The organism is Pseudomonas sp. FDAARGOS_761, assembly GCF_013343155.1.
GTDB classification, from domain to species: domain Bacteria; phylum Pseudomonadota; class Gammaproteobacteria; order Pseudomonadales; family Pseudomonadaceae; genus Pseudomonas; species Pseudomonas aeruginosa.
Genome location: NZ_CP054572.1, coordinates 1,070,753 through 1,096,298, shown reverse-complemented (window position 1 = coordinate 1,096,298; position 25,546 = coordinate 1,070,753). Strand labels below are relative to the sequence as shown.

Sequence of the window (25,546 nt, the reverse complement as noted above, 5' to 3'; positions counted from 1 at the left end):
ACCCTTTACCACGGTGCGCGTAGCCCACCGATGACTGCGCCAGCCTTCGAACGGGCTGGTCGGATTACGCAGGCATCCTAGCCTGCCTCGAACAAAGCCATGGCCTCGACATGTGCGGTCTGCGGAAACATATCGAGGATTCCGGCGCGCTTCAGACGATAGCCCTGCCTGGCCATTTCGCCAGCATCGCGCGCCAGGGTCGCCGGATTGCAGGATACATAGACTACCCTCCGGGCACCCAGAGAACTCATTTCGCGTACCGCCTCGAACGCGCCGTCGCGCGGCGGATCGAGCAGCACAGCGGTAAAACCTTGCTCCGCCCAGGGCGCTTCGGCAAGCGCTTTGGACAGGTCGGCCTGGAAAAAGTGCGCGTTGCCAAGGCCATTGGCCAGCGCGTTGGCGCCTGCCCGCTCGACCATCGCCGCCACGCCCTCCACCCCGACTACCCGCGCCACCCGGCGCGCCAGCGGCAGGGAGAAATTGCCCAGCCCGCAGAACAGGTCGAGGACCCGCTCGTCGGCGGTCGGTGCCAGCCAGTCAAGGGCCTGGCGGATCATCGACTCGTTCACCGGCGCATTGACCTGGACGAAGTCTCCGGGTCGGTACGCCAGAGTCAGTTGCCAGTCACCCAAGGAGTAGCCCAGTTCGGCGGCCGGCTCCACCGGCAAGGGCTGTTCCGCACCTTGCAGCCAGAGCTGGGCCTGGTGTGCGGAACAGAAAGCGGCCAGGCGCTGGCGATCCTCGTCGACCAGGGCAGTCGTATGCCGCAACAGCAATGCACTGGCCGTGCCATGGAAGAGTTCCACGTGGCCGATGCTTTCCGGCTTGCGGAAGTCCTGCAGAAGAGCAGGCAGGGCACGGGCAATCGTTTGCAAAGGCGGCACCAGGACCAGGCACTCATCGAAGGCGACGATCTCCTGGCTGGCCGCGGCACGGAAGCCGACATCCAGACGCCGCGCCCTGGCATCCCAGCGCACGGCGATCCGAGCGCGGCGCCGATAGCCGAATTCGGGCCCGACCAGGGGGGCGGCCCATTCTTCCGGCTCGATCCCGGCGAAACGCTGCAACTGCTCCTGCAAGGTACGCTGCTTCAGGGCCAACTGCTCGCCGTGTTCCAGGTGCTGCAGGGTGCAGCCGCCGCAGCGACCCGCTACAGTGCAGGGCTCGCGGCGACGCAGGTCGCTACTGCTGAACAGGCGCTCGCTGCGCGCGTCGACCACCTTGCTTCGCGCGCCCAGCACCCGTGCCTCAAGTTCCTCGCCAGGCAGCCCGCCGCTGACGAACCAGGTCATCCCCGCCTCGTGGGCGATACCTCGGCCGTCATGGGCCAGGCGCTCGATGGTCAGGCGCTGCTTCTTGCCTACCGGTATCGCGGGACCGCGCGCACCACCGCTGGGCTGGAAGCGCAGCCCGCCCTTATTTCTGGCCATGGACATGCTCAGCGCGGGTCATAGACGCCGGAAGACAGGTAGCGGTCGCCGCGGTCGCAGATGATCGCCACCAGCACGGCATTCTCCAGTTCGCGGGACAGGCGCAGCATCGCCGCCACCGCCCCGCCGGAGGACACGCCGCAGAAGATGCCTTCCTCGCGGGCCAGCCGGCGCATGATGTCCTCGGCTTCGTCCTGGTGCATGTCGACGACCCGGTCGACGCGACTGGCGTCATAGATCTTCGGCAGGTATTCCTGCGGCCAGCGTCGGATTCCCGGGATGGCCGAGCCTTCCATGGGTTGCAGGCCGACGATCTGCACCGCCGGGTTCTGCTCCTTGAGGTAGCGCGATACGCCCATGATGGTCCCGGTGGTGCCCATGGAGCTGACGAAATGGGTGATGCTGCCGCCGGTCTGCTGCCAGATTTCCGGGCCGGTGCTGTGGTAATGGGCTTCCGGGTTGTCGCCATTGGCGAACTGGTCGAGGACCTTGCCGCGGCCTTCGCGCTGCAGCTTGTCGGCCAGATCGCGCGCGCCCTCCATGCCCTCTTCCTTGCTGACCAGAATAAGCTCGGCGCCATAGGCGGTCATCGCCGCCTTGCGTTCAGCCGTGGAGTTGTCCGGCATGATCAGGATCATCTTGTAACCCTTGATCGCCGCCGCCATGGCCAGGGCGATGCCGGTGTTGCCGGAAGTAGCCTCGATCAGCGTATCGCCGGGGCGGATGTCGCCGCGCAGTTCGGCACGGCTGATCATCGACAGGGCCGGGCGGTCCTTCACCGATCCCGCGGGGTTGTTGCCTTCGAGCTTCACCAGCAGGGTATTGGAGGTTTCCCCGGGAAGGCGCTGCAGACGCACCAGAGGGGTATTGCCAACGCAGTCGGCGATAGTCGGGTACTGCACGGTCATGGAGGCACTCGTTCGGCACTGACGGTAAAGGCTGAGCATGATACCGGGAAACTGGGGCCGGACCCTAGCACCGCAATATCCGGTCATGCATGCCGATTCAGCCGAAAGACCGCCCGAAACGGCATGCGATGCGATGACCAGAGGCGTCCGAAGAGAAAACCTGGCGTTGGACAGCCGATGCCTGACCAACGCCAAAGAAAGGTCCGACAGGCGTTGCGCCTGCCGGTGAAAGCACGTTGGCCGCGGCGATCAGAACGAGGTGGTCATCGAAACGTAGTAGGCGCGACCCGGCTCGTTGTAGGTTGCCGCGCCGGCGTCGAAGGAGTTGCCCTGGCGGTACAGGCGCTTGTCGAAGAGGTTGCTTACCCCGCCCCGTACGCTCAGGTTCTCGCTGAAGGTGTAGCCGGCGCTGACGCCCCAGATGCCATAGGTACCCACCTCTTTTCGCGAGACCACCGGCGTGTTGCGGCTGGTGCCATGCTTCGGCGGCTCCTGGCGGCCGTAGATGGTGCTGGTCAGTTGGGTGGAAAGACGCTCGCTGGCCTGCCAGTCCAGGGTCGAGTTCAGGGTGTACTCGGGGATCACCGAAAGCGGGTTGCCGGTGTCCTTGTCCTTGGATTGCAGCATATAGGTCAGGTTGGTGCTCCAGCTCAGGTCCTCGTGCAGGGGGACCAGCAGGTTGCCTTCCAGGCCTTCGACCACCGCCTTCTTCGCGTTGCTCCATTGCAGGATGTTGTTACCGGTCCCGGTCTGTCCCATGACATCCAGCGGCGCGACGATCTTGTTCTTGTAGTCGTTGCGGAAGTAGGTGAGCCCGGCGACCCAGCCATCGCGCCGGAACTCGATGCCCAGTTCCTTGTTGACGCTGGTCTCGGCGTCCAGGTTCTCGTTGCCGACCAGGTAGCAGCCGCCGCTGCTGGTCTGGATCGGGCAGCCGTTGCCACGGGTATAGAGCAGGTAGTTCGGGTTGCTCTGGTACAGGTTGGGCGCCTTGAAGGCCCGTGCGATACCGGCCTTGACCGTGAAGTATTCGCCGAGCGTCTGGGAAGCGTTCAGGCTCGGGCTCCAGTTCAGGCCGAAGTCGCTGTGATCGTCCAGGCGCAGCCCGGGGGTGAGCATGGTGCCGGGGCGCAGTTCGATATTGTCCTCCACGTACAGCGCCCGGATCTCCGCCTTGCTTTTCGGGCTTCGCGAGCCGGCCGCGGGGGTCCCCGGCAGGCTATCGCTTCCCACGAAGCCCTGCTTGAGCGAGGACGGGTCGTTGAGGGTTTCCTTGTTCCACTCCGCGCCCACCGTCAGCACCTGCTCGAACAACGCATGCAACGGAAGGTTGAGTTCGCCGCTGAGGCGATAGTTCTCCAGCTTGCTGGTGCTGAACGAACGGTCGGCGCCGATCTGCCCCTCGACGGAACCGGCCAGCCCCTCCTCCAGACGGTTGTTGCGGGTGGAGTCGTACTGGGCGACGAACCTGGAAGTACCGAACGACCAGGTCCCGTTGTGGGTGATGGCGTAGTTCTCGCGATACATGCGGTTGGTCTCCGCACCGTCGTCGGCGAGTCCCTGGGTATTGGCGGTGCCGTTGTTGTTCTGGGTATCGCCGGCATAGATGTTGCCCTGTCGGCTGAAGCCCGCTTCGAAATCGACGACCTGGTCGGGGGTCACCTGCCACGACAGCATCCCGCTGAGATCGCGATTGCGTACCCCTTCGCGTCCGGCCACGGTACGGCTCGGGTTGACGGTATGTCCGAGGTTGATGTCGGTATCGTCCGAATCGGTCTTGTTCGCGCTGCCGTACGCGCGGAAGCTCAAGGCTTCGGTCAGCGGCCCGCTGAGGCTGAAGTTGGCGCGGCGCGTGGCGCCATCCTTGGAGCTTTCCGGAATGTTGGTGAACACCGTCATGGAGCCACGCAAACGATCGGTCGGGCGCTTGGTGATGATGTTGACTACCCCGCCCGCCGCGCCGGAACCGTAGCGTGCCGCCGCGGGCCCACGGAGGACCTCGATGCGCTCGACCTCCTCCGGCGGCACCCAGTTGCTGTCGCCGCGGGTGTCGCGTTCGCCACGCCAGCCGTAGCGTACCGAGTTGCGCGAGCTGACCGGCTTGCCGTCGACCAGGATCAGGGTGTTCTCCGGCCCCATGCCGCGGATGTCGATCTGCCGGTTGTTGCCGCGCTGGCCGCTGGAACTGTTGCCGGTGAGGTTGACCCCGGGCATGGTGCGGATGATCTCGGAGAGATCGTTCACCGGCGGGCGCTTCCTGATGTCCTCGGCGGTGATGATGGATACCCCCGGTGCCTGCTTGAGTTCCTGTTCGGCGGTGCCCAGCACCACCTCGTCACCCAGCTGGACCACCGATTCGGCGCGTTCGTCCAGTTCTTCCAGGCGCTCGTCCTCGGCCAGGGCCTGCCCGCCCAGCAGGCTCGATGAAGCGAAAAGGACGGCAGCGGCGAGATGGCCGCGACGGAATTGGGGGTACATGCGTGACTACTCCTGTCGAGGGAAAACGGGTAGCAGGCGAGCCACGAGGGATACGTTGACGTTTTTTCTGAAGCCTGGGTCGCCGGCGTTGCGCGGGTGACGTCTCGGCACGGGTAGGACAGGGCGCAGACCCGGAACAAGGCCGGCCGAGGAGATCGGCACGGATGATAATCATTCACAAAAGAGAGTAAAGATCATTTACATCTAGGTAAAATGTAAAGGCACCTGCGCCTCGCTAGGCAGAAGGCAGCACCAGGCACAGGCGCAGCCCCGGATCGGCGGCTTCCGCCCATAGGCGGCCGCCCTGGAGCACCACGGCGCGACGGGCAATGCTCAGTCCCAGGCCGAAGCCCTTGCCGGTACGTGCCGAAGACAGTCGGGTGAACGGGCGGAAGATGGTCTCCAACTGGTGCTCGGCCACACCCTCGCCCTGGTCTTCCAGGCAAAGCCACCAGCAACTTCCTTCGCGCCGACCATGCAGGCGGATCACGCCGCCCTCCGGCGAATGCCGGATGGCGTTGCGCAGCAGGTTCTCCAGGGCCTGGGCAAGTGCATTGAGGTTGCCACGCACGACACAATCCTCGGGCAGATCGCTGCGGAACCGCTCGGCGGCCCAGCCGCTTTCGAAGCGTGCGTTCTCCACCAGCAGGTCCCATAACGCCGGGATGGAAATGTCCTCCAGCGCCAATACCGGGCGTTCGGTGTCCATCCAGGCCAGCTCCAGGGTGTTGTCCACCAGTTGCTGCATGCCCTGTACCTCCTGCTCCAGGCGCTCGCGCAGGAGCTGCGCGGACAGCGTGCCCTCTGCCGCCACCTGCAGGCGCGCCAGCGGCGTGCGCAGCTCGTGGGAGAGATCGCGGAGCAGTTGGCGCTGCAACACCATGTGCTCGTCGAGTCGCTCGGCCATATGGTCGAACGCCCGCCCCAGATCGCCCAGCTCGTCGCTGCGCCGGCTGATCTCTGCCTGCGTACGCGCCGTCAGGTCGTTGCCGCGCAGGGCATTGGCCTGCGCTCGCAGGCGTCCCAGCGGCACTATCCAGCGCCGATACAGCAACACTCCCAGCAGCAGGGCCAGCCCGGCCGGCACCAGGCCATGGGTGACCAGGCGCTTGGCCGGCGACAAGCCGGGAGGGACGAACTCGGCGGGAAGACGCAGGACCACCCGGCCTTGCTCCGGATGTTCGGGGAAGCGCAGGCTGATGAACGGCCGCGACAACGAGCGGGAGCTCATCGGCCAGTCGACGCCCCGCAGGAAAGTCAGGCGCTCGGCTTCCTCCGTGGTGAGCGGACGACTGCCCAGCGATTGCAGCCGTCCGTCGAGCACGACCACCCAGTCCAGCGCCCGCTGGCGCGGCTCGGCCAGCCAACGGTCGATGCCCTCGCGGCCATCGTCGAGCCAGGCACGCTCGGCTCGCCGCGCATAATCCGCCAAGGCGGAGCGGGCTTCGGCGGACAGGTAGTAACCCTTCAGTTCAGCACTACGTCCCCAGGTCCAGGACAGCCATACCGATAGCAGGAAGAACGCCACCAGCACCAGGGCCAGGCGCCAGAACAGCGAATGGCGGTTGGGCATCATGGCGCCGGTGTCAGGACGTAACCCTTGCCCCAGACGGTATGCAACTGGTGACCGGCGTAACCGAGGCGTTGCAGCTTGCGCCGCAGGTGACTGACGTGCATGTCCAGGCTGCGATCATGCTGGGTATGACCGCGGTGCAGGACATGCTGGTAAAGGAAGGCCTTGGTCAGGGTCTCGCCTTCCGCGGCGAGGAAGGTTTCCAGCAGGCGGTATTCGGTCGGCGTCAGGCCGGCGAACCGCTCGCCAAGGCTGACATCGCAGACATCGGCAGAGAATTGCAGCGAGGGCCGCGCCAGCGGTTCGGCGCAGCGGCCCGGCGCGCCCCCCCGCTCCAGGGCGATCCGACGCAGGATGGCATCGATGCGTACCCGCAGCTCGGCCAGGCTGAAAGGCTTCGGCAGATAATCGTCGGCGCCCTGGCTGAACCCGGCGATGCGGTCCTGCTCGGCGCCCAGGGCCGACATCAGGATCACCGGCAGCGCCTGCTCCTGGCGGAGTTGGCGAAGAATCTCGAGGCCATCGCGCCCCGGCAGCATGATGTCCATCAGGATCAGGTCATAGGCGCCGCTGCGCGCAGCCGCCAACCCCTCTTCCCCGTCTCGGCACCAGGTCACCTCGAAACCGCTGCCATTGAGGTGCTGGAACAGATGTGCGCCCAGTGTCGGATCGTCCTCGATGGCCAGCAGTCGGGGGTCGGGCGTCAGGGATGGGAGCATGGCAGCCAAATAAGATTGATTAGCAATCGTGCCAGTATTCACGATCTTTCCGCTTCGTCGCAAGCCGAATCCGCCGGGCTGCGCACATCGGTGCAGATTCCCCTTCCGCGACCCGCTAAACTGCGCGGGGTAAACGTATGGCCGGGGAGCGTCGGCCATCCCGATCTGGCTCGACGGAGAGACGTGTGTTCAAGGATCTCGGCATCAAGGGGCGCGTACTGCTGCTCACCCTGCTCCCCACCAGCCTGCTGGCGATGGTGCTTGGCGGTTACTTCACCTGGGTCCAGCTGTCCGACATGCGCGCCCAGTTGATCGAGCGCGGGCAACTGATCGCCGAACAACTGGCGCCGCTGGCCGCCACCGCGCTGGCGCGAAAGGATACCGCCGTGCTCAACCGCATCGCCAACGAGGCGCTGGACCAACCGGACGTGCGCGCGGTGACCTTCCTCGACGCCCGCCAGGAACGCCTCGCCCATGCCGGGCCAAGCATGCTCACCGTCGCCCCGGCCGGCGACGCCAGCCATCTGAGCATGTCCACCGAACTGGACACCACGCACTTCCTGCTACCGGTTCTTGGCCGCCACCACAGCCTGTCCGGCGCCACCGAGCCTGACGACGAGCGCGTACTCGGCTGGGTCGAACTGGAACTGTCGCACCATGGGACTCTGCTGCGCGGATATCGCAGCCTGTTCACCAGCCTCTTGCTGATCGCAGCCGGCCTCGGCGTCACCGCCCTCCTCGCCCTGCGCATGAGTCGCGCGATCAACGCGCCGCTGGAACTGATCAGCCAGGGCGTCGCCCAGCTCAAGGAAGGCCGCATGGAAACCCGCCTGCCACCGATGGGCAGCAACGAGCTGGACGAACTGGCCTCCGGCATCAACCGCATGGCGGAAACGCTGCAGAGCGCCCAGGAGGAAATGCAGCACAACATCGACCAGGCCACCGAGGACGTACGGCAGAACCTGGAAACCATCGAGATCCAGAACATCGAGCTGGACCTGGCGCGCAAGGAGGCCCTGGAGGCGAGCAGGATCAAGTCCGAGTTCCTCGCCAACATGAGCCACGAGATCCGCACCCCGCTCAACGGCATCCTCGGTTTCACCAACCTGCTGCAGAAGAGCGAGCTCAGCCCGCGCCAGCAGGACTACCTCACGACCATCCAGAAATCGGCGGAAAGCCTGCTGGGGATCATCAACGAGATCCTCGACTTCTCGAAGATCGAGGCCGGCAAGCTGGTTCTGGAAAACCTCCCCTTCAATCTCCGCGACCTGATCCAGGACGCCCTGACCATGCTGGCTCCGGCCGCCCACGAGAAGCAACTGGAACTGGTCAGCCTGGTCTACCGGGATACCCCGATCCAATTGCAGGGCGACCCGCAGCGGCTGAAGCAGATCCTCACCAACCTGGTCGGCAACGCCATCAAGTTCACCCAGGGCGGCACCGTCGCCGTACGCGCCATGCTCGAGGACGAAAGCGACGACCGCGCGCAGCTGCGGATCAGCGTCCAGGACACCGGTATCGGCCTCTCCGAGGAGGACCAGCAGGCCTTGTTCAAAGCCTTCAGCCAGGCCGACAACTCACTGTCGCGGCAAGCCGGTGGCACCGGCCTGGGCCTGGTGATCTCCAAGCGCCTGATCGAGCAGATGGGCGGCGAGATCGGCGTCGACAGTACGCCTGGGGAAGGCGCCGAATTCTGGATCAGCCTGAGTCTGCCGAAAAGTCGCGACGACAACGAGGAGCCAGGCGCCTCCTGGGCCGCGGGCCAGCGCGTGGCGCTGCTCGAACCGCAGGAGCTGACGCGCCGCTCGCTGCACCACCAGCTCACCGACTTCGGCCTGGAAGTGAGCGAATTCGCCGACCTCGACAGCCTCCAGGAAAGCCTGCGCAACCCGCCGCCCGACCAGTTGCCGATCAGCCTGGCGGTGCTCGGCGTCTCGGCCGCGATCCATCCGCCGGAAGAGCTGAGCCAGTCGTTCTGGGAATTCGAACGGCTCGGCTGCAAGACCCTGGTGCTCTGCCCGACCACCGAGCAGGCGCAATACCACGCGACCCTGCCCGACGAACAGGTCGAGGCCAAGCCCGCCTGCACCCGCAAGCTGCAACGCAAGCTGCAGGAGTTGCTGCAGGTCCGCCCGACGCGCAGCGACAAGCCCCACGCCATGGTTTCCGGACGGCCGCCACGGCTGCTCTGCGTCGACGACAACCCGGCCAACCTGCTGCTGGTGCAGACCCTGCTCAGCGACCTCGGCGCCCAGGTCACCGCGGTGGACAGCGGCTACGCAGCCCTCGAGGTGGTGCAGCGCGAGCGCTTCGACCTGGTCTTCATGGACGTGCAGATGCCCGGCATGGACGGCCGCCAGGCCACCGAGGCGATCCGCCGCTGGGAGGCCGAGCGGGAAGTCAGCCCGGTGCCGGTGATCGCGCTCACCGCACATGCGCTTTCCAACGAGAAGCGCGCATTGCTGCAGGCCGGCATGGACGACTACCTGACCAAGCCGATCGACGAACAGCAATTGGCCCAGGTAGTGCTGAAGTGGACGGGACTGAGCCTGGGCCAGTCGCTGGCCAGCATGAGCCGTGCGCCGCAGCTCGGCCAGTTGAGCGTGCTCGACCCCGAGGAAGGGCTGCGCCTGGCCGCCGGCAAGGCCGACCTCGCCGCCGACATGCTGGCGATGCTGCTGGCCTCGCTGGCGGCGGACCGCCAGGCGATTCGCCAGGCCCGCGACAACGACGACCGCACCGCTTTGCTCGAGAGGGTCCACCGGCTGCATGGCGCCACCCGCTACTGTGGCGTGCCGCAGTTGCGCGCAGCCTGCCAGACCAGCGAAACCCTGCTCAAGCAGAACGATCCGGCGGCGGCCGCGGCCCTGGACGAGCTGGACAAGGCCATCGAGGCCCTGGCCGACACTGCCTCGGCCACCACCCACCTGTCCTCCACCAGCCTCGACTCCAGCGAACTCTGACCATGCGCATCCTGTTCTTCAGCACCCAGGCCTACGACAGCGAGAGCTTCCAGGCCAGCAACCACCGGCACGGCTTCGAACTGCACTTCCAGCAGGCCCACCTGCAGGCGGACACGGCGGTCCTCGCCCAGGGCTTCGAAGTAGTCTGCGCCTTCGTCAACGACGACCTCTCGCGGCCGGTGCTGGAACGCCTGGCCGCCGGCGGCACGCGCCTGGTCGCCCTGCGCTCGGCCGGCTACAACCACGTCGACCTGGCCGCCGCCGAAGCGCTCGGCCTGCCGGTGGTGCACGTCCCGGCCTATTCGCCGCACGCTGTCGCCGAGCACGCGGTCGGCCTGATCCTGACGCTCAACCGGCGCCTGCACCGCGCCTACAACCGGACCCGCGAGGGCGATTTCTCGCTGCATGGGCTGACCGGCTTCGACCTCCACGGCAAACGCGTGGGAGTGATCGGCACCGGACAGATCGGCGAGACCTTCGCCCGCATCATGGCCGGCTTCGGCTGCGAGCTGCTGGCCTACGATCCCTATCCCAATCCGCGCATCCAAGCGCTCGGTGGCCGCTACCTGGCGCTCGACGCCCTGCTCGCCGAGTCCGACATCGTCAGCCTGCATTGCCCGCTGACCGCCGACACCCGCCACCTCATCGACGCGCAGCGCCTGGCGACGATGAAGCCCGGCGCGATGCTGATCAATACCGGCCGTGGCGCCCTGGTGAACGCCGCGGCGCTGATCGAGGCGCTGAAGAGCGGACAACTGGGCTACCTCGGCCTGGACGTCTATGAAGAGGAAGCGGATATCTTCTTCGAGGATCGCTCCGACCAGCCCCTGCAGGATGACGTGCTGGCACGCCTGCTGAGCTTCCCCAACGTGGTGGTGACCGCCCACCAGGCCTTCCTTACCCGCGAGGCGCTGGCGGCGATCGCCGACACCACCCTGGACAACATCGCCGCCTGGCAGGACGGGACGCCACGCAATCGGGTCCGGGCCTGATGGCGTGGTAGCATGCGCGGCTGATTGGAGGCTCCATGGCTGAACACGATTTCCGTTACACCCTGCTCAACCCGCAATACACCCTCAACGAATGCCGCGCGCTCTCCCCGGGGCGCTACCAGGTCACCGGCACCGGCGGCTCGATCAAGGCCGACGACGTGCTGCTGGTCAGCCTCAAGGGCAGCAAGACCCTGAGCATGCGCCTGACCGTGGAAAAGGTTCGCCACCTGATCAACCCACCCGGCCAGTGGCTGGCGGTCGCCCGCGGCCCGGCATTCCGCGAACTGGCGATCCATACCTGGCAGGTCGACTGCGACCAGTGCCAGGCTCGTCTCGACTTCGAGTTCGCCGTGGACGCCAGTCTCGGTCGCAAGGCCCTGGCGCCGGCCGCCGAAGAGCGCATTCACGAACTGGGTTGGAGCAGCCGCGAAGGCAAGCACCTGTGCCCGAAATGCCAGTAGGGCGAACGCTCCGTCCGACCGACGGTCTGTGAACTATCGCCCGTACGAAATGCGCAAAGGAAACGCCATGAAACCCTCTCTCGCCCTCTTCGCCTCCACCGCCCTGGTACTGGGCGGTTGCGCCAGCCAGGAGACCACCCTGGAAACCGAGCAGGCCTACCAGGTCGACTGGGTCGGCGCACAACCGACGATGGACTACAGCCACATCAGCCTGACCTTCGACGGCCAGGGCCGTGCCTTCGGCAACGGCGGCTGCAACCACTGGTTCGCCAGCTACACCTTGCAGGACGACCTCCTTCAGTTCGGCGCCATCGGCAGCACCCGCCGCCTGTGCGCGGCGGAGATCATGGAGCAGGAACGGCGCTTCCTGGCCCTGCTGCAGAGCGTCCAGCACTGGGACATTTCGCCGTCCGACGAGCTGCGCCTGTGGCCGGCCGAAGGCAAGCCGCTGCGCCTGGTCCCCGAGCACGACTGAAGCCTGAAGCGGCGCTGCCCGGCGCCGCCCGTTTACATTTTTTTGACATCCATTTCATTCCCGCTTGACCACCACGTCCCTAGGCTTCCGCATCCTCGCCCGGAGACGCTTGATGTTCGCCCCACCCAGCACCGAGACACTCAACCGCTTCTTTCTGTTGTCGTGGCTGGTGGTGCTCTGGCAGGTGCTGCGCCTGCAGGACGGGATCGTCTTCGACGACGCCTGGCTGCCGCTCTGGAGCGTCGCTGCCAGCCTGAGCTACGCCTTCCTTTATATAGTCCCGGTGTACCTCGCCTGCCGACTGCTCCTGCATTTCCATGATCGCCTTCCCGTGCGCCTCAGTCCGTGGCTGGCAGGCGTGCTGGCCATCGTCGGCAGCGCGGCGGTACAGATACTGCTCTACGCCGACCGCACCCTCTACGACCTGTACGGATTCCACCTCAACGGTTTCAGCATCGGCCTGCTGGTCTCGCCCGGCGGCCTCTCCAGCCTCGGCAGCGGCGACGGCACCCTGCTCAGCGCAAGCCTGGCGGCCCTGGCCCTGCTCTGTCTGCAGGTGCTGCTGTACAGCGCCTGCCAGGTCAGCCGCGAACGCCTTCCCGCGCTCCCTCGGCGCGCCTGGCGCTACCTGTTGGCGGCCTTCCTCTGCCTGGCCCTGGGCGAACGCCTGGCCTATGCGTTCAGCTCCCTGCGCGACTACCGGCCGATCCTGCTGGCCAGCGAACGCTATCCGCTGTACCTGCCATTGACCGTCCGCAGCCTGGCGAGGAGCCTGGGCATCCAGCCGACGCCCACCCAGCGCGAGCTGCTCCAGCAGCAGAGCGACCTGCACTATCCGCTCCGGCCGCTGGAGATCAGCGCCCCGGCGCACCCATTGAACATCGTCTGGATCGTCGCCGAGTCGCTCCGCGGGGACATGCTCGATCCGCGCTACATGCCCAGGCTGTGGGACTTCTCCAACCGGGCAATCCGCCTGGACAACCACTACAGCAGCGGCAACCTGACCCAGATGGGCGTCTTCGGCATGTTCTACGGGCTGCACGGCGGCTACTGGGACGCCGTGCTGAAGGCTGGCCAGCCGCCGGTGCTCATGGAGGTACTCAGGCAGCAGAACTACCAGTTCCGGATCAATGCCGCGCAACGTTTCAGCTATCCGCCCTTCGACCGCAGCGTGTTCGTCAACCTGCGCCCCCAGGACCTGCACGTGCTGGATAGCCCGGAGCCTGCCTGGCAGCGCGACGCCCGGAACACCGACGACCTGCTGCGCTTCGTCGATCGCCGACTACCCGACCGGCCGTTCTTCGCCTGCCTGTTCCTCGAGTCGAGCCACGCCAACTACAGCTTCCGCGACGAGACCGCGAAAATCCGCCCCTATCTGGTCAACTTCAACTACCTGACCACCGATTTCCAGGCGCAGATGCCGCTGATCAAGAACCGCTACCTGAATGCCGTGCGCGAAGTCGATACACAGATCGGCCGCCTGCTGCAGCACCTGGAAAACCAGCACCTGCTGGAAAACACCGCGGTAGTGGTGCTCGGCGACCATGGGGAAGAGTTCATGGAACGCTCGCGCTGGGGCCACAATACCGAGTTCAATCGCTACCAGACCGGCACCGTCGCCGTGCTGAGCATTCCCGGACAGGCGCCCCGTGCCGTCCGCGGCATCACCAGCCACATCGACCTGCCCGCAACGCTCCTGCCGCTGCTGGGCGTACGCAATCCGCCCCGCGACTACTCGCTGGGACAGGACCTGCTCGCAGCGGACTACCATCGCGACTATGCGGTGAGCGCCGATACCACGCGCATCGCCTACCTGGGCGAAGGCTTCAAGGTGAGCTTCCCACTGCGTGGCGCGGACCGTCACCACGGTCCGGTGAGCGATGGCGACGACCGCCCGCTCGACGTGGAACAACAGGAAGCCATACGCGGCCCACTCCGTGCAGCACGCCTGGAACTGCTGCAGGATCTCGGCCGCTTCAGCGCCTTGCCGGTAGGGGAAGAGCCGTCGCCGCGGAACCTCGCGACTTCGTTGAGGCCATGAGGAGCATCAGAACAACCTGAGTTGTTCGTGGGCGCCCTGCAGGTCGAGCAGGCGCACGCCGACGCCGATCAGGCGCACCGGACGATTGCCACGGGCAAAGGCCTGGCCGAGCAATTGCCGGTAGCTCTCCAGGTCGCGCCCGGCGCCGGACTGTTCCACCGTGGTCTGGGTGAAATCGTGAAACTTCAGTTTCACGAACGGCTTGTCCGGCCGATAACTGCCATCCAGGCGTTGCAGGCGTCCGTCCAGCTCCCCGAGCAGGGTCGGCAGTTCCTCCAGGCAAGCCGCCAGGTCCGGCAGGTCGCGATCGAAGGTACATTCGACGCTCACCGACTGGCGCCGGCTGTCGACTTCCACCGGTCGCTCGTCGATACCATGGGCCAGTCCCCACAGGCGTTCGCCGAAGCTGCCGAACTCGCGCACCAGGCTCAGCTTGCTGCCCTGGCGCAGGTCGGCGCAGGTGCGGATGCCCATCCGCGCCAGGCGCTCCGCCGTGACCTTGCCGACGCCATGCAACTTGGCCACCGGCAACTCGGCGACGAACCCGTCGACCTGCTCCGGGGTAATCACGAACAGCCCGTCCGGCTTGCGCCAGTCGCTGGCGATCTTGGCCAGGAACTTGTTCGGCGCGACGCCCGCCGAAACGGTGATGTGCAGCTCCTCGGCCACCCGGCGGCGGATGTCCTGGGCAATCCGCGTGGCGCTACCGGCGAAATGCGGCGAAGCGCTGACGTCCAGGTAGGCCTCGTCCAGCGAAAGCGGCTCGATCAGATCGGTATAATCGCGGAAGATCGCATGGATCTGCTTCGACACCGCCCGGTAGACATCGAAACGCGGGCGCACCACCAGCAGATCGGGACACAGCTTGAGCGCCGTGCGCATGGCCATCGCCGAGCGCACGCCATAGGCTCGCGCCTCGTAGCTGCAAGTGGCGACCACTCCGCGCTTGTCCGGCGAACCGCCAACCGCCAGCGCCTTGCCGCGCAGGCTGGGGTCGTCGCGCATCTCGAGGGCGGCGTAGAAACAGTCGCAGTCTATATGGATGATTTTCCGCACCGGAATCTCGCTACAAGCCCCGCCGGGCCTGCCCCGGAGCGCTGAATTCTAACATTGGGCAAGCGCTAAGCATTTGAAGAAAAAACACTTTTTTCGAAAAATCGATTGACAGCCCGACGAGAGTCCGTAGAATGCGCCCACACAGACGCGGGATGGAGCAGTCTGGTAGCTCGTCGGGCTCATAACCCGAAGGTCGTTGGTTCAAATCCAGCTCCCGCAACCACATTCGAAAAGCCCCGGCACTAGCGATAGCGCCGGGGCTTTTTGCATTCCGCCCCTCCTGTTCCACTGCATCGCCTCGCCCTCCGTTCGCTCGCATCATCGCACATTTAACTGTATATTCGTACAGCCAGCTCAGCCTTCGATGAATGCTCGGTAACGGATACGGAAAGGACAGACAGATGCTGAACGTCGAACAATTGAAGCGCAGCGTGAACCGGATGGGACTCGACGACATCCGCCAGGCAGTGGACGAACTGCAGATGGACGGCCTGGTCACCGACGGCAAGACGCCGTTCACCCGCGTGCACTTCAACACCTGCTTCGCCGAGATCGAGGCGCTGTTCCAGCGCGCCGGCTTCCACCGGCCGCTCGATGTGGTCGGCTACCAGGGCGAGATCTATGCGTTGTACGACCCCTCTCGCTGGGAGGCCGTGGAAGTGCTGCGCTGGTTGAAGGAATACCGCGAGGAATCGCGTCACCTGACTCCGGCGTGAGCGCAACGCCTGCGTCAGCGCAACTCGTGTGCCAGGCGCGCGCAGGCCATCCCCACGACCAGCATCACCAGCGGACCGAAGGCCCGCATGGAGATCCGCGCCAGGCTCCAGGACTCTTTCGCAGCGAACAGGCTTGCCGGATTCACCGAATAGACCAGCAGGAAACCGCAGAACAGCCCCAGGCCCAGCAGGCCCAGGCGGCGCAACCAACCGTCGTGGCGGAGCAACACCACCAGCAGGACGCCGTACAACAGGCAATCGACCCGCGCCACCGAATCCTTGACCTGCAACGACTGTTCCCAATCCCCCAGCCACCATCCGGCGGCCACGCCCAGCACGACTCCGGCGCCGACATGAATGCCCGCCTGGATCATCGTCACCCCTCCCCCCTCGGAAATGGTCGGACAGTGCAAGCCGCCACTATGCCCACGGCAAGCTGAACCATCGCTGAACGAACACCAGCAAATGGCCTTCGGCCACTTCGCCGACGCAACTCCTGCAAAACCCGGCGGTCTTCTCCCTGTGACAGGACGCCGCCCCGCACAGAAAAAATCTGCTGCGACCACTTGGGAACTCGCCCGAGAGGCCATACTCTGTCGCGCAAATTCCCATGAGGTGGCTGATGCGCACCGACGCTCCCGTTCCAGAACATCCCGCTCCACCCAGCTCTCCCGCGTCCCCACAACGCATCCGGCTGATCGATCGGATTACCGCCTACCGCCAGCCCATCGGCCTGGTCTTCACCTTGCTGCTGTTCGGCCTGGCGCTGGTGGCCTGCTACCACCTGCTACGGGAGATCGATCCCGGCGCCCTCCACGATGCCATCGCCGACGTGCCCAGGCCGGCGCTGCTCGGCGCCCTGGGCGCGACCGCCCTCGGCTTCGTCATCCTGCTCGGCTACGAGTGGTCGGCCAGCCGCTTCGCTGGCGTCACGCTGCCCATGCGCAGCCTGGCCACCGGTGGCTTCAGCGCCTTCGCCATCGGCAATGCGGTAGGTCTGTCGCTGCTTTCCGGCGGCTCCGTACGCTACCGACTGTATTCCCGGCATGGCATCGGCGCTGCCGAAATTGCCCGGATGACGCTATTTGCCAGCCTTTCCCTGGGCTGCGCACTGCCGGTGCTGGCGGCACTCGCCGCACTCTGCGACCTCGACGATGCGGCATCGGCGCTGCACCTGCCCCACGCCCTGGTCGCCGTCATCGCGATCGCCGTCCTGTCGCTGGCTGTCGGCCTGGTGGCGTTCCTGGCCCGGCACCGTCTGCCGGGAGAACGGCCGTCCCCCGACAGCCTGCTGGTCCGCCTCGGCCGCCGCAGCCTGCGCCTGCCGGGCCTGCGCCTGTCGCTGCTGCAACTGCTGATCACCGCCCTCGACGTCGCCGCCGCCGCTACCGTCCTTTATCTGTTGCTGCCGGAAACCCCACCCTTCGCGGCGTTCCTGCTGGTCTACCTGCTCGCCCTGGCCGCCGGCGTACTCAGCCACGTACCGGGCGGAGTCGGGGTGTTCGAGGCGGTGCTGCTGGCCGCGTTCGCCGGCCAACTGGGCGCCGCGCCGCTGGCCGCGGCCCTGCTCTTGTACCGCTTGATCTACGTGGTGCTGCCGCTGCTGCTGGCCTGCCTGTTGTTGCTGTTCCTCGAAGCGCGCCGGTTGTGGGTGACGCGCCAGGCGATCCGCGTCGCCTCGGGTTTCGCCGCACCGATCCTGGCGATCCTGGTCTTCCTCTCCGGTGTCGTGCTGCTGTTTTCCGGCGCCACACCGGCGATCGACACCCGCCTGGAGCACCTCGGCTTCCTCATTCCACATCGCCTGATCGATGCCTCGCACCTGGTCGCCAGCCTGATCGGCGTGCTCTGCCTGCTGCTCGCGCAGGGTTTGCGCCGACGGCTGTCGGCCGCCTGGGCCCTGACCCTGGTGCTGTTGCTGGTGGGCGCCCTGCTTTCGCTGCTGAAAGGCTTCGACTGGGAAGAAGCCAGCCTGCTGAGCCTGACCGCCGCGCTGCTCGCCATGTTCCGCCGCTCCTTCTACCGTCCCAGCCGGCTGATGGAAGTACCCTTCTCGCCGCTCTATGTAGGCGCCAGCATCTGCGTGGTCGGCGCCTCGGTCTGGCTGCTGCTGTTCGCCAACCAGGACGTGCATTACAGCAACCAGCTCTGGTGGCAGTTCGCCCTGGACGCCGACGCCCCGCGCGCCCTGCGCGCCGCCCTCGGCAGTTGCCTGCTGCTCCTGGCCCTGGCCCTTGGCTGGCTGCTGCGCGCGGCACCGCCGGCGATCCGCGAGCCGGACGCGGAAGAGCTGCAGCGCGCGGCGCGGATCATCCGCCACTCGGACCAGCCGGATGGCGGCCTGGCCCTGACCGGCGACAAGGCCCTGCTCTTCCATGAGGGCGACGACGCTTTCCTCATGTACGCCCGCCGCGGTCGCAGCATGATCGCCCTGTACGACCCGATCGGCCCGGCCATGCAGCGCGCCGAACTGATCTGGCAGTTCCGCGACCTCTGCGACCTGCACCATGCCCGCCCGGTGTTCTACCAGGTGCGTGCCGAGAACCTGCCGTTCTACATGGACATCGGCCTGACCGCCCTCAAGCTCGGCGAAGAAGCGCGAGTCGACCTGCTGCGCTTCGACCTGGAGAACAAGGGCAAGGAAATGAAAGACCTGCGCTACACCTGGAACCGCGGCCAGCGCGACGGCCTGGCCCTGGAGTTCCATGAACCGGGCCAGGCTCCGCTGGACGAGCTGAAGGCGATATCGGACGCCTGGCTGGGCGGCAAGCAGGTGCGCGAGAAAGGCTTCTCCCTGGGCCGCTTCACCCCGGCGTACCTGAACTTCTTCCGCATCGCCATCGTCCGCCACCAGGGCAAGCCGGTGGCCTTCGCCAACCTGCTGGAAACCGACAGCCGCGAACTGGCGAGCCTCGACCTGATGCGCGTGCACCCGGACGCGCCGAAGCTGACCATGGAGTTCCTCATGCTCGGCCTCATCCTCCACTACAAGGCCCAGGGCCACGCGCGCTTCAGCCTCGGCATGGTGCCGCTGGCCGGGCTCCAGCCAAGGCGCGGCGCGCCGTTGACCCAGCGCCTGGGCGCGCTGGTCTTCCGGCGGGGCGAACAGTTCTACAATTTCCAGGGGCTGCGACGCTTCAAGGACAAGTTCCAGCCCGACTGGGAACCCCGCTACCTGGCCGTGCCAGCCGGGCTCGACCCGCTGGTGGCCCTGGCCGATACCGCCGCGCTGATCGCCGGCGGCCTGACTGGATTGGTGAAACGCTGATATGTCTGTCGTGAAACGTCACTGGCGCCGTTTTCTGGTCGCCGCCCTGGTGCTGATCGTCGGTGCCGCCCTGCTGCTCTGGAGCCGACCGGCGGCCCAGGCGAAACTGGAAGCCCTGGACCTCGACGACGGCGGCCACGCCACCCTTGCCGAACCCGGCGAGAAGCCGCGCTCGCGGGTGGTGGTGATCGCCGCCCCCGAACAGCAACTGAACGACGCCCAGATGCTGAACCTGGCTCACGACAGCGCCGCCCGGGTGATCCAGTACTTCCCCCCGGAAAACGGCGATTGCAGGGCGCAGCAGTCCCGGCTCGAAGCGGTCATTGCCCGCCTCGGCGGCAAGCCGAACCTGGTCGCCGGCATCGGCCCGGGCTCGACCACCGCCTGGCGCTGGCTCGCCAGCCAGGACGACGACAAGGCCAAGGCGCTCTCGGTCGGCTTCGACATTGCCCTGGCCGAGCGCGACTGCGACGCCCCGCTGCCGCATCAGGCGGCGCACGGCCAGTGGCTGCTGGCCTGGAACGACAACCCGGACGACGACACCGCGGTCTTCGTCCGCAAGCAGTCGAGCGCGGAAACCAGCATCAGCGACTACGACACCCCGCTGTCCGACGTGCTCGCCCATCAGTTGCGCCTGCAACTGCAAGGCAACGCCGAGGCCCTGCCGGTACTCGAGGTCCCCGCGGCGAAACCCTCGGACATCGTCACCCTGTTCTATTCCGGCGACGGCGGCTGGCGCGACCTGGACAAGGACTCTGCCGAGCATATGGCGAGCATGGGCTACCCGGTGGTCGGCATCGACACCCTGCGCTACTACTGGCAACACAAGAGCCCGGAACAGAGCGCCGCCGACCTCTCCAAGCTGATGCAACACTACCGCGAGAAGTGGGGCGCGAAACGTTTCGTCCTGGCCGGCTACTCGTTCGGCGCCGACATCCTGCCGGCGATCTACAACCGCCTGCCCGGAAAGGACCAGCAACAAGTGAAAGCCATGCTGCTGCTGGCGCTGGCGCGGACCGGCAGCTTCGAGATCGAAGTGGAAGGCTGGCTGGGCAAGGCCGGCGAGGAAGCCGCCACCGGCCCGGAAATGGCCAGGTTGCCGGCGGCCAAGGTGTTCTGCATCTATGGCGCCGAAGAAAAGGACGAAAGCGGCTGTACCCAACCCCAGGCCGTCGGCGAGAAGCTCGAACTGCCGGGCGGCCACCACTTCGACGAGGACTACCTGTCCCTGGCGAAGAAGATGCTCCAGGCCATCCGCGACCGCGAGAACGCTCCCGACGCCTGATCGCGATCAAGCTCTCCCCGCTCCGCCCTTCTTGTCCCCGGCCGGCGCCAGCTAGACTGAGCCTGCCGGGGGCATTCAGGCTGGCTTCAGCGGAGCCGCCGAGAATACCGGCCGACCCGCCGCAGAGCTGGCTCCCGAGAGCCGAAGAGAAGGAACCGTGATGAGCTGGAAAAACACCGAATCCCGTTATGGGAGCCTGACCATTGCCCTGCACTGGCTGACCCTGCTGCTGATCGCCGGGGTCTACGCCTGTATCGAACTGAAGGGCAATTTCCCCAAGGGCAGCGAAACCCGCGAACTGCTCAAGCAATGGCACTTCATGCTTGGCCTGAGCGTTTTCCTGCTGGTCTGGTTGCGCCTGCTGGTGCGCCTGGCCACCCCTACCCCGCGCATAGAGCCCGCCATCCCCGCCTGGCAGGCGACGCTGGCCAGGCTGATGCACTACGCCCTCTACCTGATGATGATCGGCCTGCCCTTCGCCGGCTGGCTGATCCTCAGCGCCGCCGGCAAGCCGATACCGTTCTTCGGCCTGGAGCTACCGCCGCTGATCGACAAGAACCCCGACCTCGCTGGGCAAATCAAGGAATGGCACGAAACCATCGGCAACGCCGGTTATTTCCTGATCGGCCTGCACGCCGCCGCGGCGCTCTTCCATCACTTCGTCAGCCGCGACAACACCCTGGTACGGATGCTGCCGCAACGGCGCTGAGAAACGTGCAAAAAAACGCGCCCAGTCGGGCGCGTTTTTTTTGCAGCGGAACGGATCAGATCTCGACCTGGGTTCCCAACTCGATCACCCGGTTGAGCGGCAGGTTGAAATAGCGCAGGTTGCCGTTGGCGTTCTTCAGCAGGAAGGCGAACAGCCCCTCGCGCCAGCGCGCCATGCCGATGCGCTTGGATGGAATCACCGTCTCCCGGCTGAGGAAGTAGGTGGTGCGCATCGGGCTGAAGTCCAGTTCGTTGAGATGGCACAGGCGCAAGGCCGCCGGGATGTCCGGCTCTTCCATGAAGCCGAAGTGCAGGATCACCCGGAAGAATCCGTCGCCATAGGCCTCGACCTCGAAACGGCGATCCGGCGAAACCCGTGGGCTGTCTTCGTTGACCACGGTGAGCAGCACCACCTGCTCGTGCAGCACCTGGTTGTGCAACAGGTTGTGCAGCAGCGCGTGAGGCACCGCGTCGGTACGCGCGGTAAGGAACACCGCGGTCCCCTGGACCCGGTGCGGCGGCTGCACGCGCATGCTGGAAATGAACACCGAGAGCGGCAGAGAGCCCTCGTCGAGACGCTCCACCAGCAGTTGGCGGCCACGCTTCCAGGTGGACATCAGGATGAAGATGACGATACCCGCGATGACCGGGAAGGCGCCGCCCTGGATCACCTTGGGCAGGTTGGCGGCGAAGAACAGGCTGTCCACCGCGAGCATCACGCAGAAGAACGGGACGCCCAGCCACAGCGGCCATTTCCACAGGCGCCAGATCACCACGCCCATCAGCAGGGTGGTGATCAGCATGGTTCCGGTCACCGCCACGCCGTAGGCCGCCGCCAGCGACGCCGAGGACTCGAAGCCGAGCACCAGCAGGACCACGCCGACCATCAGCGCCCAATTCACCCCGCCGATGTAGATCTGCCCCTGCTCGTGGCTGGAAGTGTGCTGGATGGTCATCCGCGGCACGTAGCCGAGCTGGATCGCCTGACGGGTCAGGGAGAAGGCGCCGGAGATCACCGCTTGGGAGGCGATCACCGTGGCCAGGGTGGACAGCGCCACCATCGGCAGCAGCGCCCAGCCGGGCGCCAGCAGGTAGAAGGGGTTGCGCGCCGCCTCGGCGTTGGAAAGGATGGTCGCGCCCTGGCCGAAGTAGTTCAGCACCAGCGCCGGCAGCACCAGCAGGAACCAGGCACGGGCGATCGGCTTGCGACCGAAGTGGCCCATGTCGGCGTACAGCGCCTCGGCGCCGGTCAGCGCCAGTACGGTGGCGCCGAGGATGGCGACACCGATGCCGGGATGCGAGCCGAAGAAACGCACGGCCCATACAGGGTTCATCGCCTGCAGCACTTCCGGCTGCTGGATCACCCCGTAGACACCCAGCGCCGCCAGGGCGCCGAACCAGAGCACCATGACCGGGCCGAACAGGATGCCGATCCGCGCGGTGCCGTGCTTCTGGATCAGGAACAGGCCGATCAGCACGATAAGCGCCAGCGGTACCGTCCAGTGCTCCAGGCCGTCGAAGGCGATCTCCAGCCCTTCTACCGCCGACAGTACCGAGATCGCCGGGGTGATCATGCTGTCGCCGTAGAACAGCGCCGCGCCGATCAGGCCGGCAACCACCACGAAGGTCTGCAGCCTGCCGAACGGCGCCGCCGCCCGGCGCGCCAGGGCCGACAGCGCCATCACCCCGCCCTCGCCCTGGTTGTCGGCACGCAGGACGAAGATCACGTACTTGATGGAAACGACCCAGACCAGCGACCAGAAGATCAGCGACAGCACGCCAAGGACGCCATCGTGGTTGGCCTGCACCCCGTAGCCGCCGATGAAGACCTCTTTCAGGGTATACAAGGGACTGGTGCCGATATCCCCATAGCAGACTCCAACCGCCCCGACCATCAGGCCGATGGCAGAGCTGGAATGCCCCTCCGACGTCTCCTCGGCACGCGTCGCTGCATCACTCATGAAACGCTTTCCCCCGGAAAAATTCGGCAAATGCTGCGCCCATGCCGTCCGCGATGCAAGCGCCGAGGCCCCGGACTGCTATGACTATAGAAGGCCGGGGAGCCGATTGCCGAGCGCCCGCGGAGAGTTTTTCCAGGGCCGGAAAAGAGCTGCACGGGAGACTGGAAAAGCCGCGGCGCTGCCGCTAGAATTGCGCACTTTTTGATCAGAGGCGCCAGCAAGCGCGCCCGCCTACCGAGGTTAGCCATGTCCACCCCCACTCCCAAAGTCGGCTTCGTCAGTCTTGGATGCCCCAAGGCGCTGGTCGACTCCGAGCGCATCCTCACCCAGCTGCGCATGGAAGGCTATGAGGTCGTCCCGACCTACGAAGACGCCGACGTCGTGGTGGTCAACACCTGCGGTTTCATCGACAGCGCCAAGGCCGAGTCCCTGGAAGTGATCGGCGAAGCCATCGCCGAGAACGGCAAGGTCATCGTCACCGGCTGCATGGGCGTGGAAGAGCACGCGATCCGCGACGTGCATCCCAGCGTGCTGGCGGTCACCGGCCCGCAACAGTACGAGCAGGTGGTTACCGCGGTGCACGAAGTGGTGCCGCCGAAGACCGAACACAACCCGCTGGTCGACCTGGTCCCGCCGCAAGGCGTCAAGCTGACCCCGCGCCACTACGCCTACCTGAAGATTTCCGAAGGCTGCAACCACAGCTGCAGCTTCTGCATCATCCCGTCCATGCGCGGCAAGCTGGTCAGCCGGCCGGTCGGCGACGTGCTGAGCGAGGCCGAGCGCCTGGTCAAGGCCGGGGTCAAGGAACTCCTGGTGATTTCCCAGGACACCAGCGCCTACGGCGTGGACCTGAAGTACAAGACCGACTTCTGGAACGGCCAGCCGGTCAAGACCCGCATGAAGGAACTCTGCGAGGCGCTGAGCAGCATGGGCGTGTGGGTTCGCCTGCACTACGTCTACCCGTACCCCAACGTCGACGACGTGATCCCGCTGATGGCCGCCGGCAAGCTCCTGCCGTACCTCGACATCCCCTTCCAGCACGCCAGCCCGAAGGTGCTCAAGGCCATGAAGCGCCCGGCCTTCGAGGACAAGACCCTGGCCCGGATCAAGCAGTGGCGCGAGATCTGCCCGGAACTGACCATCCGCTCGACCTTCATCGTCGGCTTCCCGGGCGAAACCGAAGAAGACTTCCAGTACCTGCTCGACTGGCTGACGGAAGCCCAGCTCGACCGCGTCGGCTGCTTCCAGTACTCCCCCGTCGAAGGCGCTCCGGCCAACGAGCTGGGCCTGGAGCCGGTGCCGGACGAGGTCAAGCAGGACCGCTGGGAACGCTTCATGGCCCACCAGCAGGCGATTTCCGCCGCTCGCCTGCAGCTCAAGGTGGGCAAGGAAATCGAAGTGCTGATCGACGAAGTCGACGAACAGGGCGCGGTCGGCCGCTCCTGGGCCGACGCTCCGGAAATCGACGGCAACGTGTTCGTCGACAGCGACGAGCTGAAGCCGGGCGACAAGGTCCGCGTGCGCATCACCGATGCCGACGAATACGACCTCTGGGCCGAGCTGGTCTGAGCCCTCCCTGAAGAGCCCCGCCCCGCGGGGCTTTTTCATCGCCAACCGTTCCGGAGAGCACGATGCTCAACAACGACGTACTACGCAGCCTGCGCTACCTGCTGGATCTTCCCGATGCACATCTGGCCGAACTGGCCGCCCCGTTCGGCGAGCAAGTCGAAGCGGACCTGCTCGAGGCTTACCTGAAGAAGGAAGACGAAGACGGCTTCCAGGCCTGCCCCGACCGCTACCTGGCGCGCTGCCTGGACGGACTGATCATCCAGCGCCGCGGTCGCGACGAGTCGCGTCCGCTACCGCCGCTGGAGCTGCCGTTGAGCAACAACATGATCCTGAAGAAGCTGCGGGTCGCCTTCGAACTCAAGGAGGAAGACCTCCATGCCATCCTCGCCAGCGTCGACTTCCCGGTCTCCAAACCCGAGCTGAGCGCCCTGTTTCGCAAGCCCGGCCACAGCAACTACCGGACCTGCGGCGACCAGTTGCTGCGCAACTTCCTCAAGGGCCTGACCCTGCGCGTCCGTGGCTGAACGCGCGGAGCCGCTGCTGGCGGTTCTGCTCCAGGCGCCGCCCTGCGTCGACCCCTGGTTCCTGGAGTGCCGCCAGGATCGCGCCGGCCTCACCATCCTCGTCCGCGACCTCGCCAACCAGCGCACCTGGCGCGTCGAGTTCGTCGAAGTCGAAGGCCTGCGCCAGCTCGACGCTGCCGACCTGCTGGAATTCTGGCCAGCCTGTGCGGCATCCGAGGGTTGGCTGTACCGGGTCGAGCAAGGCGGCTGGCTGGACCAGGAATGCCGTCGCGAGGGCTTCGTCGCCCGCGAGACCAAGGCCGTCGACGAGTATTTCGTCAATGGCGGCGATCGCTGCCTGAGCGTGCTGTCCTGGTCGCCACCGAAGGTTTCCCCGCTGATCTGACCGCCATGAAAAAAGCCGCCCGTGGGCGGCTTCT

Annotated in this window: 20 protein-coding genes and 1 tRNA gene; 13 read left to right on the top strand and 8 right to left on the bottom strand. The window is 66.1% G+C overall.

Annotated features, from left to right (window positions below; genetic code table 11):
* Window positions 1-77: 77 nt before the first annotated feature.
* From rlmD to pirR, 5 genes are all read right to left on the bottom strand, one after another.
* Window positions 78-1,430, bottom strand: a complete 1,353-nt coding sequence (gene rlmD / locus FOC67_RS05160) for a 23S rRNA (uracil(1939)-C(5))-methyltransferase RlmD (RefSeq protein WP_009315336.1) — start codon at window positions 1,428-1,430, stop codon at window positions 78-80.
* A gap of 8 nt (window positions 1,431-1,438) precedes the next feature.
* Window positions 1,439-2,338 carry a cysteine synthase B gene (cysM, locus tag FOC67_RS05155; protein ID WP_003086037.1) on the bottom strand — a complete coding sequence of 300 codons (900 nt, stop codon included), beginning with the start codon at window positions 2,336-2,338 and terminating at the stop codon, window positions 1,439-1,441.
* A 249-nt stretch (window positions 2,339-2,587) separates the two neighbouring features.
* Window positions 2,588-4,816 (bottom strand): TonB-dependent siderophore receptor PirA, encoded by a 2,229-nt coding sequence (gene pirA, locus FOC67_RS05150; protein WP_003117107.1) that lies wholly within the window; start codon window positions 4,814-4,816, stop codon window positions 2,588-2,590.
* 235 nt (window positions 4,817-5,051) lie between these two features.
* Window positions 5,052-6,389, bottom strand: a complete 1,338-nt coding sequence (gene pirS, locus FOC67_RS05145) for a sensor histidine kinase PirS (protein ID WP_003120716.1) — start codon at window positions 6,387-6,389, stop codon at window positions 5,052-5,054.
* Window positions 6,389-7,108 (bottom strand): response regulator transcription factor PirR, encoded by a 720-nt coding sequence (gene pirR / locus FOC67_RS05140; RefSeq protein ID WP_009316375.1) that lies wholly within the window; start codon window positions 7,106-7,108, stop codon window positions 6,389-6,391. The genes pirS and pirR overlap by 1 nt, the downstream gene beginning before the upstream one ends.
* Window positions 7,109-7,293: 185 nt before the next feature.
* Between pirR and gacS the strand changes: the two genes are divergently transcribed.
* The 5 genes from gacS (at window position 7,294) to FOC67_RS05115 (ending at window position 14,040) form a co-directional block, all read left to right on the top strand.
* On the top strand, window positions 7,294-10,071 hold the full coding sequence (gacS, locus tag FOC67_RS05135) for a two-component system sensor histidine kinase GacS (protein WP_021264334.1): 2,778 nt from the start codon (window positions 7,294-7,296) through the stop codon (window positions 10,069-10,071).
* 2 nt (window positions 10,072-10,073) lie between these two features.
* Complete coding sequence (locus tag FOC67_RS05130) at window positions 10,074-11,063, top strand: 2-hydroxyacid dehydrogenase (protein WP_003086027.1); 990 nt, start codon at window positions 10,074-10,076, stop codon at window positions 11,061-11,063.
* 35 nt (window positions 11,064-11,098) lie between these two features.
* Entirely contained in the window at window positions 11,099-11,524 is a 426-nt protein-coding gene (locus FOC67_RS05125) for a hypothetical protein (protein WP_003086023.1), read from the top strand.
* Window positions 11,525-11,591: 67 nt separating this feature from the next.
* A complete protein-coding gene (locus tag FOC67_RS05120) occupies window positions 11,592-11,999 on the top strand; it encodes an META domain-containing protein (protein WP_003086021.1) in 408 nt (135 codons plus the stop codon).
* Between the two features lie 112 nt (window positions 12,000-12,111).
* A complete protein-coding gene (locus FOC67_RS05115; RefSeq protein ID WP_003109931.1) occupies window positions 12,112-14,040 on the top strand; it encodes a sulfatase-like hydrolase/transferase in 1,929 nt (642 codons plus the stop codon).
* 6 nt (window positions 14,041-14,046) lie between these two features.
* Here the strand turns inward: FOC67_RS05115 and dinB are convergent, their stop codons facing one another.
* Window positions 14,047-15,096: a DNA polymerase IV gene (gene dinB, locus FOC67_RS05110; RefSeq protein WP_003109930.1), complete on the bottom strand. Its 1,050-nt coding sequence runs from the start codon at window positions 15,094-15,096 to the stop codon at window positions 14,047-14,049.
* 146 nt (window positions 15,097-15,242) lie between these two features.
* Here dinB and FOC67_RS05105 point away from each other — a divergent pair.
* Together FOC67_RS05105 and FOC67_RS05100 are read left to right on the top strand one after the other, a co-directional pair.
* A tRNA-Met gene (locus FOC67_RS05105) sits at window positions 15,243-15,319 on the top strand.
* A 178-nt stretch (window positions 15,320-15,497) separates the two neighbouring features.
* Window positions 15,498-15,812 carry a transcriptional regulator gene (locus FOC67_RS05100; protein WP_003109929.1) on the top strand — a complete coding sequence of 105 codons (315 nt, stop codon included), beginning with the start codon at window positions 15,498-15,500 and terminating at the stop codon, window positions 15,810-15,812.
* A 14-nt stretch (window positions 15,813-15,826) separates the two neighbouring features.
* On the opposite strand, the gene FOC67_RS05095 is transcribed toward FOC67_RS05100, so the two are convergent.
* On the bottom strand, window positions 15,827-16,186 hold the full coding sequence (locus FOC67_RS05095) for a hypothetical protein (protein WP_009315327.1): 360 nt from the start codon (window positions 16,184-16,186) through the stop codon (window positions 15,827-15,829).
* 248 nt (window positions 16,187-16,434) lie between these two features.
* On the opposite strand from FOC67_RS05095, the gene mprF reads away from it, so the two are divergent.
* From mprF to FOC67_RS05080, 3 genes are all read left to right on the top strand, one after another.
* Complete coding sequence (mprF, locus tag FOC67_RS05090) at window positions 16,435-19,080, top strand: bifunctional lysylphosphatidylglycerol flippase/synthetase MprF (RefSeq protein WP_009315325.1); 2,646 nt, start codon at window positions 16,435-16,437, stop codon at window positions 19,078-19,080.
* Between the two features lies 1 nt (window position 19,081).
* Window positions 19,082-20,365 (top strand): virulence factor family protein, encoded by a 1,284-nt coding sequence (locus tag FOC67_RS05085; protein ID WP_009315323.1) that lies wholly within the window; start codon window positions 19,082-19,084, stop codon window positions 20,363-20,365.
* Window positions 20,366-20,525: 160 nt separating this feature from the next.
* Entirely contained in the window at window positions 20,526-21,074 is a 549-nt protein-coding gene (locus FOC67_RS05080; RefSeq protein ID WP_009315320.1) for a cytochrome b, read from the top strand.
* A 55-nt stretch (window positions 21,075-21,129) separates the two neighbouring features.
* Here the strand turns inward: FOC67_RS05080 and FOC67_RS05075 are convergent, their stop codons facing one another.
* Window positions 21,130-23,034: a potassium transporter Kup gene (locus FOC67_RS05075; protein ID WP_003086004.1), complete on the bottom strand. Its 1,905-nt coding sequence runs from the start codon at window positions 23,032-23,034 to the stop codon at window positions 21,130-21,132.
* Window positions 23,035-23,280: 246 nt separating this feature from the next.
* Between FOC67_RS05075 and rimO the strand changes: the two genes are divergently transcribed.
* The 3 genes from rimO to FOC67_RS05060 all read left to right on the top strand — a co-directional run bounded on the left by rimO (window position 23,281) and on the right by FOC67_RS05060 (window position 25,512).
* On the top strand, window positions 23,281-24,603 hold the full coding sequence (rimO, locus tag FOC67_RS05070) for a 30S ribosomal protein S12 methylthiotransferase RimO (RefSeq protein ID WP_003086001.1): 1,323 nt from the start codon (window positions 23,281-23,283) through the stop codon (window positions 24,601-24,603).
* A 62-nt stretch (window positions 24,604-24,665) separates the two neighbouring features.
* Window positions 24,666-25,127, top strand: a complete 462-nt coding sequence (locus FOC67_RS05065; RefSeq protein ID WP_003085999.1) for a DUF1456 family protein — start codon at window positions 24,666-24,668, stop codon at window positions 25,125-25,127.
* Complete coding sequence (locus FOC67_RS05060; RefSeq protein WP_003085997.1) at window positions 25,120-25,512, top strand: hypothetical protein; 393 nt, start codon at window positions 25,120-25,122, stop codon at window positions 25,510-25,512. Before FOC67_RS05065 ends, FOC67_RS05060 begins: the two co-directional genes overlap by 8 nt.
* Window positions 25,513-25,546 lie beyond the last annotated feature (34 nt).

Coding starts and splice junctions, on each gene's coding strand:
- FOC67_RS05100 (WP_003109929.1), top strand. CDS start 15,498: ATGCTGAACGTCGAACAATTGAAGCGCAGCGTGAACCGGATGGGACTC.
- FOC67_RS05080 (WP_009315320.1), top strand. CDS start 20,526: ATGAGCTGGAAAAACACCGAATCCCGTTATGGGAGCCTGACCATTGCC.
- FOC67_RS05085 (WP_009315323.1), top strand. CDS start 19,082: ATGTCTGTCGTGAAACGTCACTGGCGCCGTTTTCTGGTCGCCGCCCTG.
- pirR (WP_009316375.1), bottom strand. CDS start 7,108: ATGCTCCCATCCCTGACGCCCGACCCCCGACTGCTGGCCATCGAGGAC.
- mprF (WP_009315325.1), top strand. CDS start 16,435: ATGCGCACCGACGCTCCCGTTCCAGAACATCCCGCTCCACCCAGCTCT.
- FOC67_RS05130 (WP_003086027.1), top strand. CDS start 10,074: ATGCGCATCCTGTTCTTCAGCACCCAGGCCTACGACAGCGAGAGCTTC.
- FOC67_RS05095 (WP_009315327.1), bottom strand. CDS start 16,186: ATGATCCAGGCGGGCATTCATGTCGGCGCCGGAGTCGTGCTGGGCGTG.
- FOC67_RS05120 (WP_003086021.1), top strand. CDS start 11,592: ATGAAACCCTCTCTCGCCCTCTTCGCCTCCACCGCCCTGGTACTGGGC.
- FOC67_RS05065 (WP_003085999.1), top strand. CDS start 24,666: ATGCTCAACAACGACGTACTACGCAGCCTGCGCTACCTGCTGGATCTT.
- FOC67_RS05125 (WP_003086023.1), top strand. CDS start 11,099: ATGGCTGAACACGATTTCCGTTACACCCTGCTCAACCCGCAATACACC.
- FOC67_RS05115 (WP_003109931.1), top strand. CDS start 12,112: ATGTTCGCCCCACCCAGCACCGAGACACTCAACCGCTTCTTTCTGTTG.
- pirA (WP_003117107.1), bottom strand. CDS start 4,816: ATGTACCCCCAATTCCGTCGCGGCCATCTCGCCGCTGCCGTCCTTTTC.
- rimO (WP_003086001.1), top strand. CDS start 23,281: ATGTCCACCCCCACTCCCAAAGTCGGCTTCGTCAGTCTTGGATGCCCC.
- pirS (WP_003120716.1), bottom strand. CDS start 6,389: ATGCCCAACCGCCATTCGCTGTTCTGGCGCCTGGCCCTGGTGCTGGTG.
- FOC67_RS05075 (WP_003086004.1), bottom strand. CDS start 23,034: ATGAGTGATGCAGCGACGCGTGCCGAGGAGACGTCGGAGGGGCATTCC.
- rlmD (WP_009315336.1), bottom strand. CDS start 1,430: ATGGCCAGAAATAAGGGCGGGCTGCGCTTCCAGCCCAGCGGTGGTGCG.
- cysM (WP_003086037.1), bottom strand. CDS start 2,338: ATGACCGTGCAGTACCCGACTATCGCCGACTGCGTTGGCAATACCCCT.